Source organism: Streptomyces sp. A18 (assembly GCF_059026065.1).
In genome coordinates this window covers 1-20,976 of the sequence record NZ_JBWLKL010000012.1, presented here as the reverse complement: position 1 = coordinate 20,976, position 20,976 = coordinate 1, and the positions used below count along the sequence as shown (strand labels likewise).

General features: G+C 71.2%; 17 protein-coding genes. 8 read left to right on the top strand and 9 right to left on the bottom strand.

Annotation, left to right across the window (positions count from 1 at the left end):
- Window positions 1-212: 212 nt before the first annotated feature.
- The gene (locus tag AC5P1C_RS20470) at window positions 213-584 is read right to left on the bottom strand and encodes a CBS domain-containing protein (protein WP_493867314.1); all 372 of its coding nucleotides are present in this window, start codon (window positions 582-584) and stop codon (window positions 213-215) included.
- 292 nt (window positions 585-876) lie between these two features.
- Between AC5P1C_RS20470 and AC5P1C_RS20465 the strand changes: the two genes are divergently transcribed.
- Window positions 877-1,674: an RNA polymerase sigma factor SigF gene (locus AC5P1C_RS20465; protein WP_493867313.1), complete on the top strand. Its 798-nt coding sequence runs from the start codon at window positions 877-879 to the stop codon at window positions 1,672-1,674.
- Here AC5P1C_RS20465 and AC5P1C_RS20460 read toward each other — a convergent pair.
- Entirely contained in the window at window positions 1,655-2,821 is a 1,167-nt protein-coding gene (locus tag AC5P1C_RS20460; RefSeq protein WP_493867312.1) for a PAS domain-containing protein, read from the bottom strand. The genes AC5P1C_RS20465 and AC5P1C_RS20460 overlap by 20 nt on opposite strands.
- An 86-nt stretch (window positions 2,822-2,907) precedes the next feature.
- Between AC5P1C_RS20460 and AC5P1C_RS20455 the strand changes: the two genes are divergently transcribed.
- Both AC5P1C_RS20455 and AC5P1C_RS20450 read left to right on the top strand, forming a co-directional pair.
- Window positions 2,908-3,615 carry an ANTAR domain-containing response regulator gene (locus AC5P1C_RS20455; protein ID WP_493867311.1) on the top strand — a complete coding sequence of 236 codons (708 nt, stop codon included), beginning with the start codon at window positions 2,908-2,910 and terminating at the stop codon, window positions 3,613-3,615.
- Window positions 3,616-3,756: 141 nt separating this feature from the next.
- Window positions 3,757-4,998 (top strand): aminotransferase class I/II-fold pyridoxal phosphate-dependent enzyme, encoded by a 1,242-nt coding sequence (locus AC5P1C_RS20450; RefSeq protein WP_493867310.1) that lies wholly within the window; start codon window positions 3,757-3,759, stop codon window positions 4,996-4,998.
- On the opposite strand, the gene AC5P1C_RS20445 is transcribed toward AC5P1C_RS20450, so the two are convergent.
- Both AC5P1C_RS20445 and AC5P1C_RS20440 read right to left on the bottom strand, forming a co-directional pair.
- On the bottom strand, window positions 4,995-5,612 hold the full coding sequence (locus AC5P1C_RS20445) for a DedA family protein (RefSeq protein WP_493867309.1): 618 nt from the start codon (window positions 5,610-5,612) through the stop codon (window positions 4,995-4,997). The two genes, AC5P1C_RS20450 and AC5P1C_RS20445, sit on opposite strands and share 4 nt — an antisense overlap.
- Window positions 5,609-6,397: an MBL fold metallo-hydrolase gene (locus AC5P1C_RS20440; protein ID WP_493867308.1), complete on the bottom strand. Its 789-nt coding sequence runs from the start codon at window positions 6,395-6,397 to the stop codon at window positions 5,609-5,611. The genes AC5P1C_RS20445 and AC5P1C_RS20440 overlap by 4 nt, the downstream gene beginning before the upstream one ends.
- 99 nt (window positions 6,398-6,496) lie before the next feature.
- Between AC5P1C_RS20440 and AC5P1C_RS20435 the strand changes: the two genes are divergently transcribed.
- The 3 genes from AC5P1C_RS20435 to AC5P1C_RS20425 all read left to right on the top strand — a co-directional run bounded on the left by AC5P1C_RS20435 (window position 6,497) and on the right by AC5P1C_RS20425 (window position 10,649).
- Window positions 6,497-6,919 carry a hypothetical protein gene (locus AC5P1C_RS20435; RefSeq protein WP_493867307.1) on the top strand — a complete coding sequence of 141 codons (423 nt, stop codon included), beginning with the start codon at window positions 6,497-6,499 and terminating at the stop codon, window positions 6,917-6,919.
- Between the two features lie 69 nt (window positions 6,920-6,988).
- Complete coding sequence (locus AC5P1C_RS20430) at window positions 6,989-9,166, top strand: phage holin family protein (RefSeq protein WP_493867306.1); 2,178 nt, start codon at window positions 6,989-6,991, stop codon at window positions 9,164-9,166.
- Window positions 9,167-9,248: 82 nt separating this feature from the next.
- On the top strand, window positions 9,249-10,649 hold the full coding sequence (locus AC5P1C_RS20425) for an amino acid permease (RefSeq protein WP_493867305.1): 1,401 nt from the start codon (window positions 9,249-9,251) through the stop codon (window positions 10,647-10,649).
- A 43-nt stretch (window positions 10,650-10,692) separates the two neighbouring features.
- Here the strand turns inward: AC5P1C_RS20425 and AC5P1C_RS20420 are convergent, their stop codons facing one another.
- Complete coding sequence (locus tag AC5P1C_RS20420) at window positions 10,693-12,330, bottom strand: DUF6345 domain-containing protein (RefSeq protein ID WP_493867304.1); 1,638 nt, start codon at window positions 12,328-12,330, stop codon at window positions 10,693-10,695.
- A gap of 228 nt (window positions 12,331-12,558) precedes the next feature.
- Here AC5P1C_RS20420 and AC5P1C_RS20415 point away from each other — a divergent pair, with 228 nt between their 5' ends.
- Together AC5P1C_RS20415 and dnaK are read left to right on the top strand one after the other, a co-directional pair.
- Entirely contained in the window at window positions 12,559-12,984 is a 426-nt protein-coding gene (locus tag AC5P1C_RS20415; protein WP_493867303.1) for an OsmC family peroxiredoxin, read from the top strand.
- A gap of 150 nt (window positions 12,985-13,134) precedes the next feature.
- On the top strand, window positions 13,135-14,997 hold the full coding sequence (dnaK, locus tag AC5P1C_RS20410; RefSeq protein WP_493867302.1) for a molecular chaperone DnaK: 1,863 nt from the start codon (window positions 13,135-13,137) through the stop codon (window positions 14,995-14,997).
- Window positions 14,998-15,123: 126 nt separating this feature from the next.
- On the opposite strand, the gene narI is transcribed toward dnaK, so the two are convergent.
- The 4 genes from narI to AC5P1C_RS20390 form a co-directional block, all read right to left on the bottom strand.
- Window positions 15,124-15,846, bottom strand: a complete 723-nt coding sequence (narI, locus tag AC5P1C_RS20405; RefSeq protein WP_493867301.1) for a respiratory nitrate reductase subunit gamma — start codon at window positions 15,844-15,846, stop codon at window positions 15,124-15,126.
- On the bottom strand, window positions 15,846-16,415 hold the full coding sequence (gene narJ, locus AC5P1C_RS20400) for a nitrate reductase molybdenum cofactor assembly chaperone (RefSeq protein ID WP_493867300.1): 570 nt from the start codon (window positions 16,413-16,415) through the stop codon (window positions 15,846-15,848). The genes narI and narJ overlap by 1 nt, the downstream gene beginning before the upstream one ends.
- Window positions 16,416-16,425: 10 nt before the next feature.
- Window positions 16,426-18,039, bottom strand: coding sequence for a nitrate reductase subunit beta (gene narH, locus AC5P1C_RS20395; protein ID WP_493867299.1), 1,614 nt, complete (start codon window positions 18,037-18,039; stop codon window positions 16,426-16,428).
- A 3-nt stretch (window positions 18,040-18,042) separates the two neighbouring features.
- A partial coding sequence (locus AC5P1C_RS20390; RefSeq protein ID WP_493867298.1) for a nitrate reductase subunit alpha occupies window positions 18,043-20,976 on the bottom strand: 2,934 nt, incomplete at its 5' end.

Below are 20,976 nucleotides of genomic sequence, written 5' to 3'. Positions count from 1 at the left end.
TGATCCGGCTCGGCCCCAGGCCGGGCCGGGCCCGAGCCGCGGGTCCGGTCGCTCCCCCTGCACCACCCGTGCAACCGGACCCGCCCCTCCGGTCCGGGCCGGGACCCCGCCCGGCCGGGGGCGGAGACGGAGCGGCGTGCCCTCGGTGCTGCGGTGCTTGGGTACTTCGCGCCTCAGTGCCTCAGTGCCTCAGTCCTCAGCGCCTCAGTGCCTCAGGCCGACGAGGCGAGATCCGTGAGCGTCACCATGCCCACCGGCTGTCCGTTCTCGACGACGGGCAGCCTGCGCACGGCGTTCTCCAGCATCAGGCTGACCGCCGACGACACCGCGTCGTCCGGAGCGACCATCACCGGATTCGGGGTGCAGACGGCCTGCGCGCTGACGGTGAGGGGATCGGCGCCGTCGGCGACGGCCCGCAGCGTGATGTCCCGGTCGGTGAGCACGCCGACAAGGCGGCTGGCCGTGGCCACCAGGACATGACCGATGTCCTGCGCGCGCATCAGCTGTGCCGCTTCCACCAGCGAGGCATCGGGGCCTACCGCCACGACGCCCGGAGTCATGACGTCCCTTACGACGACAGCCATGGTGGGAGCCCTTCCTGTGGGGTGAGCGGGGGTTGTGCCGCAGTACCCATGTGAGGCCATTCCATGCGGGATTGCCACGAAGAACCGGGAGACCCGGCCCTTGCGCCCCACGGGCGGCGTACCCGTGTTTGTCCCGCGGACCTCGGGGCAGGCGAAGTGGACAGTGCTTCGGACCGGAGGCACGTCCGTGGGAGCGGCTCGCGCTCGCCCCGGGTGTGCCCCGTCGCGGCATCGCGCGCACCCCACGGTGACTCTTCAACCCAAGGCACCTTCAAGGGAGTTGCGACGCATCATGCGATCCGACGCGCGACAGACGAAGCGCCACCCGCACGACGACGCCCCTGACACCGCGGCCGCCTTCCGGCGGCTCACCGAAATGCCGCACGGCCCCGAACGCGACGCGTTGCGCCAGGAGTTGGTCAAAGCCTGGCTGCCGATGGCCGAGCGGCTCGCCGGCCGGTTCCGCAACCGCGGCGAAGCACTGGACGACCTGCGTCAGGTCGCGGCCCTCGGCCTGGTCAAGGCCGTCGACCGCTACGACCCCGAGCGCGGGAGCGCCTTCGAGAGCTATGCCGTGCCGACCGTCACCGGCGAGATCAAGCGCCACTTCCGTGACCACATGTGGACCCTCCATGTCCCGCGCCGCGTACAGGACTTGCGCAACCGGGTGCGCTTCGCCCGCCAGGACCTGGTCCAGACCGTCCCCGGACGCGCGCCGACCCTCGCCGAGATCGCCGAGAAGGCACAGCTGTCCGAGGAGGACACGGCCGCCGGACTCGAGGCGCTCGACAGCTTCACCGCGCTCTCCCTGGACGCCGAACTGCCGGGCAGCGAGGACGGGTACGCGCTGCGGGACGCGCTCGGCGCGCCCGACCCGGCGCTTGACGTGGTCATCGACCGCGAGGCCGTCAAGCCGCGCATCGCCGCGCTGCCCGAGCGGGAACGCGACATCCTCTACATGCGGTTCTTCGGCGACATGACACAGAGCCGGATAGCCGAGCAACTCGGCATCTCCCAGATGCATGTCTCGCGGCTGATCAGCCGCTGCTGCGACCGCCTGCGCGACCAGGTCATGCAGGACGCCGCCTAGGTCCTGTCCGGCGGCCCGCCCGACGGGTCATGGCCAGCGCGATGTGCCGCGACATCACGTCGACCGCCTGCGCCTCGGCCATCGAGAAGGCGAGCCGCGCCCCGCTCCTGAACAGCGTGAGGACACCCTCCACCGGACCGTCCGACCGCCCCCTCAGCGGCACGCACAGCAGGGACGTCACCTGTGCGCGTACGAGGACGGGGGCGCCGGACGCATCCCGGCCGAAGGAGTCCGGGTCCTCCGGGCGCACCTGCAGCATGGGCGCTCCGCCGCGTGCCGCCTCGGCGACGAGGGGGCACGCGGCGGGGGACTGCGCGAGCAGGTCGTCCACCGGCGCGCCTTCCGGGCCGAGTACGGTCGTACGCCGCTGTTGCGCGGCCCCTTCATCGGCTATCACCCAGTCCGCGAACCGCGGATGCAGGACGCCGGCCGCCCGGTCGAGGACGGCCGCGCGGTCCCCGGTGGGAGCGGTGAGCAGGGCGGTGGTCATGGCGTCATCGAGGTCCATCCGGGCCGCGTGCCGCGTCGCCTCGCCGAGGTCGGGTAGGGGGGCCCGGAAGCTCTCCTGCGGCGTCGCGCGGGACCCGGTGGGCTGCGTGCCCGGCTGCAGGACCACGAGGACCGCCGTGCGCGGCTCGGCGCCGGGCCGCAGCGCGGTGAGCGTCGCGCGGACCGGGAGGTGCGGATCGCGCTGGAGGTGGACGGTGAGGCTGCGGTCGCCCTCGCCGCGTGCGACCGCCGCTGTCTGCGAGCGGAACGCGACCCGGTCCGCGTGCAGCAGGAATCCGGTCAGCGGTCTGCCGGTGGCGTAGCCCGCGCGTACGCCCGTGAAGCCGGTCGCCGCGAAGTTCATCCGCCGGACCACCGACTCGCGGTCGACCAGGGCGACGGGCAGGGGGAGGCGTTGGAAGATGGCCCGCAGCAGCCGGTGCTCGTCCCGGTCGGGTGAGCCGCCGCCCAGGTGGCCCTCGGCGGCGAGCTGTTCGTAGAGCGGCTTCAACTGGTCCGCTACATGGTCGAGTTCGAAGATCGCCGCGTCGAGCACCGTACCGAGATCGTCCGTCGGTACGGAGCGTGCCGATTTCAACTCGGCGACGCGGCGGACGAAATCCGCAATCTCTTCACCGAACTCCTCCGTTTTGGCCATGTGCTGAACGTATCCGCTGCTGCCGTTTTCCGGCGAGTCCCGCGGGAAGGCGGGGAAAAGAAGAGGAGGAAACCACCATGCCCCTCATGCCGGCAGTGGACCTGGCAGGGCCGGAAGCAGCTCTGCCGGGACGCAGGCTCTCGGAACTGGCCGAACAGGCCGTGCGCTGCACCACCACGTGCTGCGGCGCGGGCACCACCGTATCGGAGGGCGGCAGCGAGCACCCCGCCTCGGTGACCCACCCCGACCTGGCAGGTCTCGTCGCCGTCCAGCTGCGCTCGGGCGACGGGCCCATTCCCGCGGCGCAGGAGCGGGGCGCGCCGGTGGAGACCGGTGACCTGCTGCGGGACGAACGGTGGCCCGGTTACCGCGCCATGGCGCTCGACTCCGGCGTACGCTCCAGCATCACGCTCCCCTTCCAGCGCGCGGGGCTCACGGTCACCCTGACCCTCTTCAGCTTCCGCCCCGACACCCTGGACGACGCCCGGCACGGGCCCGCCCAGGCACTGGGCGACCTCGCCACGACGGGCCTGGTCCGCGACCGCCGCTACCGCGCGGCCCTCACTGAACTCGACCACCTCGGCACGGCCCTGCGCACCCGCCCCGTGGTCGACCAGGCCTGCGGCATCATCATGCACGTCCTGACCTGCGACGTGGACAAGGCGTTCACGGTGCTGCGCCGCATCTCCCAGACCACGAACCGCAAGCTGGCCGATGTCGCGGCGGCGGTGGTGGAATCGCGGGGCAAGGGTCTCGAGCGGGAACTCGCGGGGCTGGCCGCGGAAGGCGGCTGATCCGCCCGGTCACGCCGCGCCCGCCGCTGCCGTCGGTCCCGTCGCTCCCGGAGGGACGGCCCTGCGGGCCCGCAGGGGCTGAAACCACTCGGCCGGAGGCCCCCGCGCGCGCGGAGCGGCCCGCCACGTTTCGATGGGTTCATGCGGACGGAACCCGAAGGCCGTGGCCCTGTCCGGTACGGACCTCCCCTGCCGGAGCCGGGCCTCCCGGTCCTGCCCGAGCTGTCCGCCGTGCTCGCCGCCGCCGCGGGCCGTGCCCACGCCGAACCGCCCGGCGGCAGCCCCGCACTCCTGGACGCCGCGAGCGGATACTGGGCACGGCGGGGCCTGCCCGCGGAGCGCGGCCAGGTCGCCGCCGCGCCCGGAGCCGCGCCCCTGCTGCTCGCTCTGACCGCCGCGCTCGGCGGCGGCGACATCCTGCTCCCGCGCCCCTGTCCCGCCTGGTGGGCGCCGCAGGTGCGGCTGCTCGGCCGGTCGGTCTACCACGTGCCGACGCCCGCCGAGTGCGGCGGCGTCCCCGATCCGTACGCCCTTCTGGAGACCGTCCGCCGTATCCGTGCCGAGGGGGGAACCCCGCGCCTCCTCGTGCTCTCCGTGGCCGACGACCCGACCGCCACCGTGCCGCCGCCGGAAGTGCTGCATGAAGCCGTGGAGGCGGCCGCGGACGAGGGGCTGCACATCGTCAGCGACGAGACCTGGCGCGACACCCTGCACCGGCCGCACGACACCCTGCTCATCGGCCCCGCCGAGATGGCTCCCGAGCGGGTGACCGTCCTGACCGATCTCTCCGGAGCGTTCCTGCCGCCGGGCTGGCCCGCGGCGGTCGCCCGGTTCCCGGCCGGTGCGCGGGGCGCCGCACTGCGCTCCCGCACCCTGGACGTCCTCACCGCGCTCGGCGCGTGCGTCGCGGCGCCGGTCGGGGCGGTGGCGTCGTACGCCCTGGGCGAGCCGGACGAGGTGACCGACCGCCTCGCCCGCGCGACCCGCCTGCACGCGCGCGTGGCCGCCGCCGCGCAGCGTGCGGTGCGGGCGGCGGGCGCGCTCGCCCTGCCGCCGCGGGCGGGCCGCCACCTCTACGTGGATCTCGACCCCCTCCGCCCGGCCCTCGCCGCGCGCGGCGTCGGCGACTCCCAGGAGCTCGAGGACTTCCTCGGCGCACGCCTGGCCATGCCCGCCCCCGGCGGCCACCGCTTCGGCGACGACCCCGGGACACTGCGCGTACGCCTGTCCACGGGCCCACTGCTCGGCTCGACCCAGCAGGAGAGGATGACGTCTCTCACCGCACCGGACGCGCTGGAACTGCCGCACGTGGAACGGGCGTTGAGCATGCTGGGATCGGCCTTCGACGACCTCCGCGCGGCAGCTGACCGGCTCACCGGCTAGGACGCCGTACGCCGCACCTTGCGCCACACCGTCGGCGCCGTGCTGATCAGCACCGTCAGACCGACCGCCACCACCACGCCCTCCCACGGCTCCTTGAAGAGGGAGCCGCCGAGAATGCCGATCAACTGGTACGTCACGGCCCAGGCGAGGCACGCGGGCACGTCCCCGCGGGCGAACTCGCGCAGCGGCATCTTCGCCATCAGACAGGCCAGCATCACCGGGATGCGCCCGGCGGGCACGAGCCGGGACAGGACGAGGACCAGGACGCCGTGGTCCGCCAGCTTCTCCTGCGCCTGGACCAGACGGTCCTCGGGCGCGCGGTCACGGATCGCCGCCAGCCAGCGCGAGCCGTTCTTCGAACGCATCCCGCGCCGCCCGAGCCAGTACAGCGCCATGTCCCCGAGGAACGCGGCGAACGCCGAGACCCCGAACACCACGAGCAGCGCGAAGGGCGCCTCCTGGTGGACGGCCACGACCGCGGCCGAGCTGACGAGCGCACCTGTGGGGACCACCGGCACGAGCGCCCCGAGCACGATGAGCAGGAACAGCGACGGATAGCCGACCGCCTGCTGCGTCGACTCCGGCGGCACCTGCGCCGCAGCGGAGAGGATCACTGAGGCTCCCCCCTGGTGGCCTCGGGCCGCACGCTCTCGCCGTGCCGCAGGCGGTGCACCGCCACATCGGGGGCGAGCCGTGCCGCCTGGCGCACGAACTCCTCACCCGGCGCATGGAATTCATGCGGCCGCACGGCGTCCATCCCGACGGGCCAGTACGTCCCGTAGTGCACCGGCACCGCACTGCGCGGCGCGATCCGCGCGAGGGCGACCGCAGCGCGCGCCGCGTCGAGGTGACCATGGCCGAGATACGGCCCCCAGCCGCCGACCGGAAGCAGCGCCACGTCGACATCCCCGACCTCATCGGCCATCGAGTCGAAGAGCCCGGTGTCCCCGGCGAAGTACGTCCGCGCCTCGCCCCGCACCACGAAGCCCAGGGCAGGCGCGCCGTGCGGACCGACGGGCAGCCGCCGCCCGTCGTGCCGCGCCGTCACCACGCGGACGACGAGGTCGCCGATCCGCACCTCGTCCCCCGGCACGACCTCGATGAGATGCAGGTGGGAGAGCCTGCGCGCGAGCCCCGGCACCTGTCGGCGTGCGCCGCGCGGGAGCAGCACACGGGTGTCGGGCGCGATCCGCGCGAGGGAGGGCAGATGCAGGTGATCGGCGTGCAGATGGGAGAGGAGCACGGCGTCGGCGACGGCCGCCTCGGGGGGCGGGAGCGCGCCCCTGCGCCGGCGCAGATGGGCGAGGCGGCGGGCGAACAGCGGGTCGGTGAGCACCCGGAGCCCCGAATCCTCGACCGTGCAGGTGGCATGACCCCACCAGGTGATCTCCACCGGCACTCCGGTTCCTCCTTCGCGCGACTGTTTACGAGCCTACGGCCAGGAGTAGGGTCTTCGGCTGACGCCAGTGGTGAGGACGCCAGAGGTCAGGGGAGCGCGATGGGAGATGCCGCGAGCGTGACAGTGGTGCGGGTCGCTGCGATCGCCAGCCTCACCCCGCTCGAGGAGCTGGACGCCGATCCCTTCCTGGTGGACTCCCGCAGCCAGCACGCGATGTGCGCGCGGTGGGCCGCCGCCCGGGGATACGTCGTCACCCGTGAACTCGTCGTGCGCGGGCTGCCCGCCGACCACGCCGTGCTCTGGGCCGACGTCGACGCGGGGCTCGTGGACCTCTTCGTCGTGCCGAGCCGCCGGGTCCTCGACCACGCGCTGCGCTCGCCGGACGAGTTCACCGCGGAGTGCGGGCGGCGCGGAGTGCGGATCGAGACCGCGGGCCTGGCCGAACCGTCGTACGACGCCGTGATGAAGGCCGACGTGCACCGGCGGCTCTCCATGCCGACCGCGGGGTACGACGGCCGCTGATCCCTCCCCGCCCACCGAGCCGTTCACCCTGTGACAGGCTGGTGTCCGGATCCGGTGTCCGGATCTGTCATGAAACGTGAGGCGGCGGGCGTGGGGCGAGGGCGATGGCGGGCGGTCGGCAGTGCTCTGTGGCGTTCGGTCGCCGTATGGCTGGTCAGCACGCTCACGATGCTCGCGCTCGCCGGGATCCTGCCCGACTTCCAGCTGCAGTCCGACGACGGTGACAGCGCCACCCGCATCGCCGTCACCGCCGCGCTCGGCGCCGGAGCCTTCGGTCTGCTCTCCTCGCTGGTGTGGCCCCTGCTCGTGCGGGCGTTGCTGCTCGTGCCCGCGCTCGTGCTCGGTCTGCTCGCCTTCTTCCTCAACGGCTCGCTGCTCCTGCTCGCCCTCGGGCTCATCCCCGACGGCCGCGGCGAGGCCAACGCCGAGACCGCCGTGGTCGTCGCCGCCGTCATGTCCGCCGTCGCCTCCGCCACCGGCGGTGCCCTCGCCGTCCGCGACGACGACGCCTACCGCCGCCGCCTCTACCGCCTGGCCGACCGCAGGCGCCGCCGCCGTGCCGAAGGGCGGGTCGGTCCCGTACCGCCCGGCACCGTCTTCATCCAGCTCGACGGGGTGGGCCACGACGTCCTGCGCACCGCCGTGGACAAGGGGCTCATGCCGACCGTCGCCCTCTGGCTCGGGCAGGCGGGCGCCCCGACCCACCGCCTCACCCCCTGGCGCACCGACTGGTCGAGCCAGACCGGGGCGAGTCAGCTCGGGATCCTGCACGGCTCCAACCACGACGTGCCCGCCTTCCGTTGGTACGAGAAGGACACCGGCGAGGTCATGGTCTCCAACCGGCCCGCGTCCGCCGTCGAACTCCAGCGCCGTGCCATCGAGCACACCGGCGACGGCGGTCTGCTCACCCTCGACGGCGCGAGCCGCGGCAACCTCTTCAGCGGCGGCGCCGAGCAGGTCGCCCTCGTGCTCTCCATGGCCGCACGCCGCGGCAAGGAGAACCGCTCGCGCGCCGGGTACTTCGCCTATTTCTCCGACCCCGCCAACGCCGTCCGCACCGCCCTGTCCTTCGTCGCCGAAGTCGGCCGCGAGATCGGCGAGTCGACCCGCGCTCGGATCAGGAAGCGCCGTCCGCGCGTCGGCCGTGGCGGGCTCTACCCCTTCATCCGCGCCTTCGCGACCGTCGTGGAGCGCGACGTCGTCGTCGCCGCGGTCATCGGGGACATGCTCGCCGGGCGCAGCGCGGTCTACGCCGACCTCGTCGCGTACGACGAAGTGGCCCACCACTCGGGGCCCACCGGAAGCGACGTGGAGAAGGTGCTCCAGCGGCTCGACCGGTCCCTCGCACTGATCGCGAAGGTCGCCGAACACGCCCCCCGCGCCTACCGCATCGTGGTCCTCTCCGACCACGGCCAGAGCCCCGGCGAGACCTTCCGCGCCCGCTACGGCCTCACTCTCGGCGACCTCGTCCGGGCCGGCTGCGGACTGCCCGTGCCGCGCAAGGCGCAGCGCACGCACAGCGGAGCCGAGGCCCGCTCGACGGTCCGCGCCGCGCTGCGCCGCCCCGTCGAGGAGGGCGCGGGAGAGCACCGCCCCGCACGCCGCGCGGAGCCCATCGTGCTGGCCTCCGGCAACCTCGGCCTCGTCTCCTTCCCCGACGTCCCGCACCGCATGACCCGCGAGGAGATCGACCTGCGCCATCCGGCGCTGCTTCCCACCCTCGCCAACCACCCGGGCGTCGGCTTCCTCCTCGTACGCAGCCAGGAGCGCGGCCCGGTCGTCCTCGGCGCGCGCGGCAGTGAGGTGTACCTCGACGAGGAAGGCGCAGCGCCCGGCGACCTCGGGCCGCTCGTCGACTTCGGGCCAGGCGCCGCCGACGCCGTGCGCCGCACCGACGGCTTCCCGCACGTCGCGGACATCATGGTCAACTCCTGGTACGACCCGCAGGACGGCGAAGTCCTCGCCTTCGAGGAGCAGATCGGCTCGCACGGCGGACTCGGCGGCGCCCAGGCCCAGCCGTTCCTCCTGTCGCCCCTCGCGCTCTCCGCGCCGCTCGACGACGGACACGAACTCGTCGGCGCCGAGCAGGTCCACGACGTGCTCAGGCGCTGGCTCGGCGAGTACCAGGGGCCGGAGATTCCGCTGGTGGGAGGGGGTTCCATGGCCACGGACGATTCCCGGCAGGACGGCCACGGCACATCAGCTTTTGCGGTCGCCGACCCTGCCCTGCAGGAGAAAAACCGCTGATTTTGCGCGGTTCCCGTCGTGCCCGACCATGACTGACGCCCCGGCGATCCCGGGCGTCCGGCACGATGAGAGGCACCACCCCATGCACGACACCGGAACCGCGATCAAGCCGGCTCCGGCCCCCGACCAGGAAGAACTGCCGACAGAGCAGCACGAGGACGGCGCCGGGAAGCATGCCCGCCGCTTCGGTCTGCCCATCGCCACCTGCCTCGTCATGGGCAACATCATCGGTGGCGGCATCTTCCTGCTCCCGGCCTCCGTCGCCCCCTTCGGGACCATCAGCCTCGTCGCGTTCGGCGTCCTGACCGCCGGTGCGATCGCTCTCGCCCTGGTCTTCGGGCGGCTCGCGCGGCGCGACCCGCGCACCGGCGGACCGTACGTCTACGCCCGCGCCGCGTTCGGCGACTTCGCGGGCTTCCTCGCGGCCTGGTCCTACTGGGCCACCGCCTGGGTGTCGAACGCCGCGCTCGCCGTCGCCGCCGTCGGCTATCTCGACGTCCTCATACCGGTGGGCGGCCACAAGTGGACCGCCTGCCTGGCCGCCCTCGTGCTGCAACTGCTGCCCGCAGTCGCGAACTTCGCGGGCACCCGCTACGTCGGCGCGGTCCAGGTCGTCGCCACCGTCCTGAAGTTCCTGCCGCTGATCCTCGTCGCGGTCGGTGGACTGTTCTTCTTCGACAGCGCCAACCTGGGTCCCTTCCGGGCGAGCGACGACGGCCCGGTCGGCGCGATCTCCGCCTCCGCCGCGATCCTGCTCTTCTCCTACCTGGGAGTGGAGTCGGCCGCCGTCAGCGCCGGTGAAGTACGCGACCCGCGCCGCAACGTAGGGCGCGCCACCATCCTCGGTACCCTCGGCGCCGCCCTCGTCTACCTGCTCGGCACCCTCGCCGTCTTCGGCACCGTCGCCCACGACAAGCTCGTCGGCTCCACCGCGCCGTTCTCCGACGCCGTCAACGTCATGTTCGGCGGCTCCTGGGGCGGTACGGCGGTGGCGATCGCGGCGGTCGTGTCGATCCTCGGCGCCCTCAACGGCTGGACCCTCCTGAGCGCCCAGACGCCGTACGCCGCCGCCAAGGACGGGCTCTTCCCCGCCGCCTTCGCCAAGAAGAAGCGCGGCGTGCCGACCGTGGGCGTCCTGGTCACCGTCGTCCTCGCCTCGCTGCTCACCGTCTACAACTACACGGCAGGATCGAGCGGCGTCTTCGAGTCCCTCGTCCTGATCACCACGTTCACCGCGACCGTGCCCTACCTCCTGGCCACCGCCGCGCAGATCTACTTCCTCGTCTCGGGGCAGGGCGAACGCGTCAACCGCGCCCGCCTGGTGCGGGACGGCGTCCTCGCGGGCATCGCGTGCGGCTTCTCCATGTGGCTCGTCGCCGGGTCCGGATACGCGGCCGTCTACCAGGGCGTCCTGTTCCTCTTCGCGGGGGTGCTCGTCTACGCGTGGATGGCGGCCCGCAAGGAGCGGACCGCCACCCACTGATTCCCCGACCCCCGTCGGCCTGGGCTCTGCCCTTCCCGCCGGACTACCTGGCCAGCGGTGCGACCACCCAGCGGCGGGTGGTGAACATGCCGTCGGGCGGGCCGATCTCGATCAGCTTGCGAGCGGCCGGGTAGGCCTCGTTGCCCTCGATCTCATAGCCGACGTCGAACGTGCCGGGCACGTCCCTGACCTCGGGCTCCTGCGGGGCCCTCGCGCTCTGGGAGCCCGTCTCGTCGGCCGTGACGGCGGCGAGCTCGGCGAGCAGCTTCCGCTGCGCAGCGGCCAGCGCCTCGCGCGGGTCGCGTGCCTGCATCGAGGGTGCCGCCGCGCCCCGGCCGCCGGCGGGAGGCGGTGCGATGTCGGTGCTCGGCTCGCGCGTCGTGCCGGTGGTCTCGCGCGTGGAGATCTGCGCCTGGACGACGGTCGCGTCGTTGTCCAGGGCCACGCGGATGAGACCGCGGTCGGGCGTGATGACCGGTACGCCGTCGAAGACCTGCCGGAACGTCACATGGGTCTCCAAGGACACCGGCTCGCCGAGCTCGGAGCCGTCCTTCGCCCCGGAGTTCTGCATCAGGTCGTGCACGCTGTCCACGACGAGCTCGGCGCCGTCGGCGTGCCGCTCGGCGAACGCGCGCGCCGCGTCGACCGCCTGGTCCGTGGGCAGTTGCCGCAGGTTGCGGTGGTTGGCCTCGGCGAGCTTGACCCACCGGACGGCGTGCGGGGCGGTGGACACGGTCCGGTCGCCGGAGACGGCGCTGAGCACGCCCTGCCGCTCGACCTGCACCTCTTGCAGTGCCGCCGAGGGGAAGTCGGCGATCTCCCCCATCTTGGTGAGTTCCTGGCCCGGGTCGCGCGGCGCGAGCTGGACGATCTGCGGGCTGCTCGGCACCCGCGTCAGCGGCTCCCTGAGGCTGTCGCGCGCGTTGTACCAGCGCCACGCGTACCAGTTGTCCGGCACGTGCTCGCGGTAGAGGGTGCGCTCGCCGTTGAGCCGGGCGGTGGCGTCGGCCTGGTTGACGCCGACCGCGCAGACGGAGGGCGCCTGGCCCTTGTAGATGTCCCAGCTCGCGTTCAGCCACGCGTCGGTGAACGTCTGCCCGGCCCGCCACTTCTCCCAGAACTTCTTGCCGTAGTCCGGGCTGTCGATGCTGACCGTCTCGAACCCGAAGATCATGCGGAAGCCGATGTTGGGCCCCGCCCAGGTGCGGATCGGTGAGTGCCCGCCGAGGACCCGCAGCGATGTGCAGGTGGACCAGAAGACGTAGTTCGCCTTCTCGTTGCCCAGCGCCATCCGGTTCGAGACCGCGTCGCTGCGGCCGTCCCAGACCGCACCGAGCGGCGCGAAGAAGACGCCGTTGCCGTCCATGCCGCCGTGGCCCGAGTGGTAGACGGCCACCACCGCGTCCATGCCGTACCGGTCCTGCCAGTTGTCGTACGTCTCTTCGTACGCCCAGACCTGCGCCCCGCCGTCCGCGAACCAGAAGTTGCGGTCGTAGAACTGCTGGAGGTACGCCAGCCACCCGGTGGCGTCGGCGTGCGTGTGGAAGAGAGGTGACTGGTTGACGAACTTCTGGATGCTGAAGGCACCCCACCAGCCGAACGTCGAGTCGCGGTCACCGGCGGCTCCCGGCTTCGCACCTTCCAGTGGAGACGGACCGCGTTCCGAGAAATTCATGCGCATGGCCAAACCCCCTGAGTGGTCTCCTCGTCCCGTGGGCGAGGGGGCCTCAAAGTGTCACCGCGGACGCGCCTTGCACAGTTGGCATTTCGGCCATAGCGACCACGCACCGGGACACTCGTACCGCCTCAGTTACCCCGGCTTTCCCGGCTGGGCCGCCCGGGTGTGATCGGATGGGCGCAACGGACGTTCCGGAACGCATCTCGGAACCGCACTGAAGGGATCTACATCGTGGCTACCACGCGCTCCGCGCACACGGTCTGGGAAGGCAACCTGACGGAGGGGTCGGGCACCGTCACCTTCGACTCCTCCGGGATCGGTGAGCAGGCGGTTTCCTGGCCGTCCCGTGCCGAGCAGGCGAACGGCAAGACCAGCCCGGAAGAGCTGATCGCCGCCGCGCACTCCAGCTGCTTCTCCATGGCCTTCTCGAACGGTCTGAACAGCGCGGGCACCCCGCCGACCCGCCTGGTCACGTCCGCCGACGTGACGTTCCAGCCGGGCACCGGCATCACCGGCATCCACCTCACCGTCGAGGGCACGGTGCCGGGCATCGACGAGGCCGCGTTCGTCGCGGCCGCCGAGGACGCCAAGGCGAACTGCCCGGTCAGCCAGGCGTTGACGGGCACGACCATCACGCTGACGGCGAAGCTCGCCTGACGCACGGCTTTTCGGCCGTTCTCGACCGTGCCGCCGTCCCCCAGGGGGCGGCGGCACCGTCATAGGCGGCATTGACAATAAGCCGCTCAAGTTTTGTGATGGAGGTCGGAGTACGCCGGGAAACGGGCTCGCGGTGGAAGGGGACCGGACATGGCACGTGCAGTCGGGATCGACCTCGGAACGACGAACTCGGTGGTGGCCGTCCTTGAGGGCGGTGATCCCACGGTCGTCGCCAACGCGGAGGGAGCGCGCACCACGCCCTCGGTCATCGCCTTCGCGAAGAACGGCGACGTCCTCGTCGGGGAAGTCGCCAAGCGGCAGGCGGTCACCAATGTGGAGCGCACCGCACGCTCCGTCAAACGCCATATGGGAGACGGGAGTTGGCGCTTCCCGGAAGGCGGGTCCGTGGACGGCACCCGGTACACCGCCCAGGAACTCTCCGCCCGCATCCTGCAGAAGCTCAAGCGCGACGCCGAGTCCTATCTGGGCGAGGACGTCACGGACGCGGTCGTCACGGTCCCCGCCTACTTCGACGACACGCAGCGCCAGGCCACCAAGGAGGCCGGCGAGATCGCGGGCCTGAACGTGCTGCGCATCATCAACGAACCGACGGCCGCGGCCCTCGCCTACGGCCTCGACAAGGGCGACGACCAGACGGTCCTCGTCTTCGACCTCGGCGGTGGCACCTTCGACGTATCCCTCCTGGAGATGGGCGACGGCGTCATCGAGGTGAAGGCCACCAACGGCGACACCCAACTGGGCGGCGACGACTGGGACCAGCGCATCGTCGAGTACCTGGTGCGGCAGTTCAAGAACGGCCACGGGGTGGACCTCGCCAAGGACAAGATGGCGCTGCAACGGCTGCGGGAGGGCGCGGAGAAGGCGAAGATCGAGCTGTCGTCGTCGAGCGAGACGGACATCAACCTGCCGTACGTCACGGCTTCGGCGGACGGCCCGCTGCACCTGGCCGAGAAGCTGACCCGCGCTCAGTTCCAGGAGCTGACCGCGGACTTGATCGAGCGCTGCCGCGGCCCCTTCCACCAGGCCGTGAAGGACGCGGGCATCAAGCTCTCGGCCGTCGACCACGTGATCCTGGTGGGTGGCTCGACGCGCATGCCCGCCGTCACGGAACTGGTCAGGGAACTGACTGGGAGCGAGCCGCACAAGGGGGTCAACCCGGACGAGGTGGTGGCGCTCGGCGCCGCCCTCCAGGCCGGTGTGATCAGGGGGGACGTGAAGGACGTCCTGCTCCTGGACGTGACCCCGCTGTCCCTGGGCATCGAGACCAAGGGCGGCATCATGACCAAGCTCATCGAGCGCAACACGACCATTCCCACCCGGCGTTCGGAGACCTTCTCGACCGCCGAGGACAATCAGCCGTCGGTCGGCATCCAGGTCTTCCAGGGGGAGCGGGAGATCGCCGCGTACAACAAGAAGCTGGGCGTCTTCGACCTGACGGGGCTGCCCCCGGCGCCGCGCGGTGTCCCCAAGATCGAGGTCACCTTCGACATCGACGCCAACGGCATCATGCACGTCTCCGCGAAGGACGAGGCGACGGGGCGCGAGCAGCGCATGACGGTGACGGGTGGTTCCGCGCTGCCCAAGGACGACATCAACCGCATGGTGCGGGAGGCCGAGGAGCATGCGGAGGAGGACCGCAAACGGCGCGACGCCGCGGAGACCCGCAATCAGGCCGAGCAGCTCGTCTACCAGACGGAGCGGTTCGTGCGGGAGAACGAGGAGCGGATCCCTGCGGAGACACGGTCCGAAGTGGAGTCGGCGGCAACGGAGTTGAAGGCCCTGCTGAAGGACAAGGCGGACGACACGGCGGCCCTGCGCGTCGGCGCCGAGAAGCTGGCCTCCGTCAGCCAGCGCATGGGCCAAGCCATGTACGCGTCTGCCGGCGAGGGCGCCGAGCAGGAGCAGGGGGCTTCGGGGCCCGCCCCCGAGGAGGGCGTGGTCGATGCGGAGATCATTGACGACGAGAAGCCGGGGGAGGGCGCCGAGAAGTAAGGGCCCGGCGGGCTGAAGAACTCAGCCCGTCCGGCGCTCGAGGACGAACTCGGCGAAGCCGGTGATGGCAGCAGCCAAGGCCCCCGTGCCGAGCGGGTTTTCGGGATGGGGCGGGGTTGGGGAGGATTAAGACCCCGTCTTCTCCCAACCCCGCCGCTCCGGACGCGCCCCCACCCGGCGGGGGTCCCTGCTCCGGTACACCACATACGGCCGGAACAGATACTGCACCGGCGCGCTGAACATGTGCACGAGCCGCGTGAACGGGATCAGCGCGAACAGCGCGAGCCCGACCAGCGCGTGGATCTGGTACAGGACCGGGACCCCCGCCATCCGGTCCGTGTCCGGCTGGAGGGTGAACAGGCTGCGTGCCCAAGGAGCCATCGACTCACGGTAGTTGTAGCCCTCGCCCGACGCGTGCGTCAGCTTGGCCACCATGCCGAGCACGATCGCCGCGAACAGCACCAGATACATCAGCTTGTCATTGGCGGTCGTCGCCCGGAACACCGGCGCGTTCGTGCGCCGCCGGTAGAGCAGCAGCAGGATGCCGAGCACCAACAGGATTCCCGCCGCCGTGCCTCCGTACAGCGAGAACAGGTGATAGGTGTGCTCGCTCACACCCACCTTCTCCGTCCACGACTCCGGGATGAAGAGTCCCACCAGGTGTCCGACGAGGACGAAGAGGATCCCGTAGTGGAACATCGGCGACGCGATGTTCAGGAGCTTCGACTCGTACACCTGCGAAGAACGCGTCGTCCAGCCGAACTTGTCGTAGCGATAGCGCCAGAAGAGCCCCGCCGCCAGGAGGACGACGGCCAGGTACGGGATGACGCCCCACAGCAGCGTTCTCATCAGTGTTCCCCGATCATTGCGAAGGGTTCGAGGCCGACGTCCTCCCGCGGGGGCCCCGACCGGGCGAGCGCCTGCGCCTCGGCCCGGTCCTTCGGCGAAGGCCCCGGCAGCGTCGCGCACACCGCGTCGAGCACGGGCGCGTACGGCGTACCGAAATCGGTGAGCGCGAGGCGGAGCAGCTCCAGGCCCGGCCGGTGCTCCTCCAGGAGGACGGGGCCCGCGTGCGCGGAGAACTCCAGGACCGCGGGCAGGAAGTCCGGCAGCTCCTCGCCGGTGAACTCCATGCCGTGCTCCCGGTAGACCTCCTTGAAGCGGACCAGGGTCATCCCGCGCCGCCTCGTGTCGCCGTCGCGCCACCAGCTCAGGTAGAGGCTGTGGCGGTTCTTGAAGTCGAAGACCTGGACGTAGTGCGCGGCGAGCTCGGAGGCGTCGGTCGCCGCCGCGTGTGTCAGGAACCCTTCCAATTGGGGTGCCGCGGCCGATAGGTGAGGCAAGAGGCCGCGGAACTCCTCGTCCGGGTAGGACAGGCAGTGCGCGGCTGCCCGGTAGAGCACGGCGTGGTCGCTCACAGGGTGTCCTTCACAGTGCGTCCTTCTCGGTGGCGGACGGCTGCTCGTCGGCGGTCTGCCGGTCCCGCAGCGCGTGGAAGTTCTCGATGGTCACCAGCGGCAGCTGCTTGCGGCCCGAGTCCTGGCCGAACGGCCCGTCCCCGCCCATCCCGGGACCGTCCTCGAAGTCGAGGCTGCACTCGTCCGGCAGCGCCGACTCCTCCAGGCGCTGCGCGTCACCGACGGCGGCGGTCGGGATGACGTAGCGGTCCTCGTACTTGGCGATGGCGAGCAGCCGGTACATCTCCTCGATCTCCTGGCCCGACATCCCCACGGAGTCGGCGACCGAACTGTGCGGCCGGTCACCGAGGTTGATCGCCCGCATATGGGCGCGCATCGCCGCCAGCTTCTCCAGCGAGGACCGCACCGGGCCCACGTCACCGGCCGTGAAGATCTCCGCCAGGTATTCGAGGGGGATGCGCAGCGTGTCGATCGCGCCGAAGAGGTTGTCCAGGTCCTCGCCGTCGTGCCCGGTCTCGCTCAGCGCGTCCACGACCGGTGAGAGCGGCGGGATGTACCAGACCATCGGCATCGTCCGGTACTCCGGATGCAGCGGGAGCGCCACCTTGTACTTGCTGATGAGCGCGTGGACGGGGGAGCGGCGTGCGGCCTCGACCCAGTCGTGACCGATCCCGGCCCGCTCGGCCTCGCGCCGCACCTGAGGGTCCTCCGGGTCGAGGAAGACCCCCAACTGGGCTTCGTACAGCGCGGTGTCGTCCGGCTGCGAAGCCGCCTCCGTCACCTTGTCGGCGTCGTAGAGGATCACGCCCAGATAGCGCAGACGCCCCACGCACGTCTCCGAGCAGACCGTGGGCAGCCCCACCTCAAGGCGCGGGTAGCACATCGTGCATTTCTCGGCCTTGCCGGTGCGGTGGTTGAAGTACACCTTCTTGTACGGGCAGCCCGTCACGCACTTGCGCCAGCCCCGGCAGCTGTCCTGGTCGACCAGGACGATGCCGTCCTCCTCGCGCTTGTACATCGCGCCGGACGGGCACGACGCCACGCACGCCGGGTTCAGACAGTGCTCGCAGATGCGCGGCAGATAGAACATGAAGGTCTGCTCGAAGGCGAACTTCACCTTCTCCGCCGCCTTCTCGCGGGTCTTGGCCACCATGGGGTCGAGGTCGCCGTACTCGGTGGCGCCGCCCAGGTTGTCGTCCCAGTTCGACGACCACTCGATCTTCATGGGCTTGCCGCTGATCAGCGAGCGCGGTTCGGCGACCGGGTAGTCGTCACCGAGCGGGGCATCGGTGAGGTTCTTGTACTCGTACGTCCAGGGCTCGTAGTAGTCCTTGATCTCCGGCAGCTTGGGGTTCGAGAAGATCTCCAGGAGGGACTTGATCCGGCCGCCGTTCTTGAGCTTCAGGGCGCCCTTCTTGTTCAGCTCCCAGCCGCCGCGCCACTTCTCCTGGTCCTCGTAGCGGCGCGGATAGCCCTGGCCGGGGCGGGTCTCCACGTTGTTGAACCAGACGTACTCCATGCCGTCCCGGTTGGTCCACGCCTGCTTGCAGGTGACGGAGCAGGTGTGGCAGCCGATGCACTTGTCGAGGTTCATGACCATCGCGATCTGTGCCATGACGCGCATGTGTCAGTACTCCACCTTCTGCGAGCGGCGGCGGATGACCGTCACCTCGTCGCGCTGGTTCCCCGTCGGGCCCAGGTAGTTGAAGGCCCACGACAACTGGGCGTAGCCGCCGATGAGATGGGACGGCTTGAGGATGAGGCGGGTCAGGGAGTTGTGGATGCCGCCGCGCTTGCCGGTGGTCTCCGCCTTGGGGACGTTCACCGTGCGCTCCTGCGCGTGGTGCATGTAGACGGTGCCGGCCGGCATCCGGTGCGAGACGACCGCGCGCGCGACCACGACACCGTTGCGGTTGACCGCTTCGATCCAGTCGTTGTCCTTCACGCCGATCGCGTCCGCGTCCTGCGGCGCCATCCAGATGCACTGCCCGCCGCGCGAGAGCGACAGCATGAAGAGGTTGTCCTGGTACTCGGAGTGGATGGACCACTTGTTGTGCGGGGTGAGGTAACGGACCGTCACCTCCTTCTCGCCGTCCGGGCCGAGTCGTGGCTCCCCGAACAGTCGGTTCATGTCCAGCGGCGGCCGGTAGACGGGCATCGCCTCGCCCAGCTCGTGGATCCAGTCGTGGTCGAGGAAGAAGTGCTGGCGGCCCGTGAGCGTGTGCCACGGCTTGAGGTGCTCGGTGTTGAGCGTGAACGCCGTGTAGCGCCGCCCGCCCGACTCGCTGCCCGACCACTCGGGCGAGGTGATCACGGGCACGGGCGCCGCCTGCGTGTCGGCGTACGTGATGCGCTTGCCCTCGTACTCGGCGGCCAGGTGCGCCATCTCCTGACCCGTACGCGCCTCCAGGGTGTGGAAACCCTGCGTGGCGAGGCGGCCGTTGGTCGTTCCGGACAGGGCGAGGATGGTGTTCGCCGCCTTCACTGCCGTGTCCAGGGCGGGGCGGCCGTCGGCGGGTCCCCCGCGTACGACGCCGTTGCGCTCACGCAGCTCGTCGACCTCCTGGTCGGGCCGCAGGGCGATGCCCTTCGCGGGCAGGCCCAGCTTCTCCGCGAGCGGGCCGAGCGCCGCGAACTTCGCGCCGATCGCCGTGTAGTCCCGCTCGACCACCGTCAGGCCCGGCATGGTCTTGCCCGGGATCGCCTCGCACTCGCCCTTGCGCCAGTCCAGGACGACACCGCCGGGCTGCGCGGTCTCGCCGGGGGTGTCGTGCTGGAGCGCGGTGGCGACGACGTCCTTGCGTACGCCGAGATGGTCCACGGACAGTTCGCTGAGCCGTTCCGCGATCGCCTTGAACGTGTCGAAGTCGGTGCGGGCCTGCCAGGGCGGGTCGACGGCGGGCGTGAAGGAGTGGACGTAGGGGTGCATGTCCGTGGAGGACAGGTCGTGCTTCTCGTACCAGGTCGCCGCGGGCAGCACCACGTCCGAGAGCAGCGTCGACGACGTCTGCCGGAAGTCCAGTGAGACGAGCAGATCGAGCTTGCCCTCGGGCGCCTCGTCGCGCCACTTCACCGTCGACGGCCTCTCGTCGGGCGCCGCCTCCTCCGCCCGCAGCGAGGAGTGCGTGCCGAGCAGGTGCTTGGTGAAGTACTCGGCGCCCTTGGCCGACGAACCGAGCAGGTTGGCGCGCCACAGGGTCAGGACACGCGGCCAGTTCTCCGGTGCGTCCGGGTCCTCGCAGGCGAAGTTGAGGGTGCCGGCCTTGAGCTCGTCGACGACATTGGCGACGGGGTCGCCCGAAGCCCCCGAAGTATCGCCCAGATCAAGGGAGTTGCGGTCGAAGGTCGGGTACGAGGGCATCCAGCCGGTGCGCGCCGAGAGCGCCAGGCAGTCGGCGCCCGTCATCCCGGCGAAACGCCCCTCGCCGAGCGGCGACGCGAGCACGTCCGCCGCGAACTTGTCGTAGCGCCACTGGTCGGTGTTCAGGAACCAGTACGCGGCACCGATCATCTGCCGCGGCGGCCTGCTCCAGTCGTTGGCGCTGGCCAGCGTCGCCCAGCCGGTCGCGGGGCGGCACTTCTCCTGCCCGACGTAGTGCGCCCAGCCGCCGCCGTTGCGGCCCTGGCAGCCGGTCAGCTGGAGCAGCGCGAGGAAGGCACGGTAGATCGTCTCGGAGTGGAACCAGTGGTTGGTCCCAGCGCCCATGAGGATCATGCAGCGCCCGCGCGACTTCTCTGCGGTCTGCGCGAACTCCCGCGCGATCTTCACCGCCTTCGCGGCCGGGACCGAGGTGTGCGCCTCCTGCCAGGCCGGGGTGCCGGGCGCGTCGGCATCCTCGTACGAAGCGGGCCACTCGCCCGGAAGCCCCTCTCGCCCGACGCCGTACTGCGCGAGCAGCAGGTCGAAGACCGTCGTGACGAGCGGACCGTCCTGCCCGCCGAGCCGCGTCGCGGGCACCCCGCGGCGGACGATCTCACCGCGCCCCTGCCCGTGCGTGCCGCCCTCGGTGTCGAAGCGGGGGAGCAGCACCTCCACGCCCGTCGCCACGTCGGAGTCGTGCAGGGAGAGCTGCGGCCTGATGTTGCCGAGCTCCAGGTTCCACTTGCCCTTGCCGGAGTCGGTCCAGCGGAAGCCCAGGGAGCCGTTCGGGACAGCGGGCTGCCCGGTGTTCTCGTCCAGGACGACCGTCTTCCAGTCGCCGCCCTCACCGCTCTGCCCCAGATCGGTGGCGCGCAGGAACTTCGAAGGGACGTACGCGCCGTCGCGCTCGGTCAGCGTCACCAGGAACGGCAGGTCGGTGAACTTGCGCACGTAGTCCGTGAAGAAGTCCGTCTGCCGGTCGACGAAGAACTCCTTGAGGATGACGTGGCCCATCGCGATGGCGAGGGCGCCGTCCGTGCCGGGGTGCGGGTGCAGCCACTCGTCGGCGAACTTGGCGTTGTCCGCGTAGTCGGGCGCGACGACCACGACCTTCTGGCCGCGGTAGCGGGCCTCGGCCATCCAGTGCGCGTCGGGGGTACGGGTGACGGGGACGTTCGAGCCCCACATCATCAGGTAGGC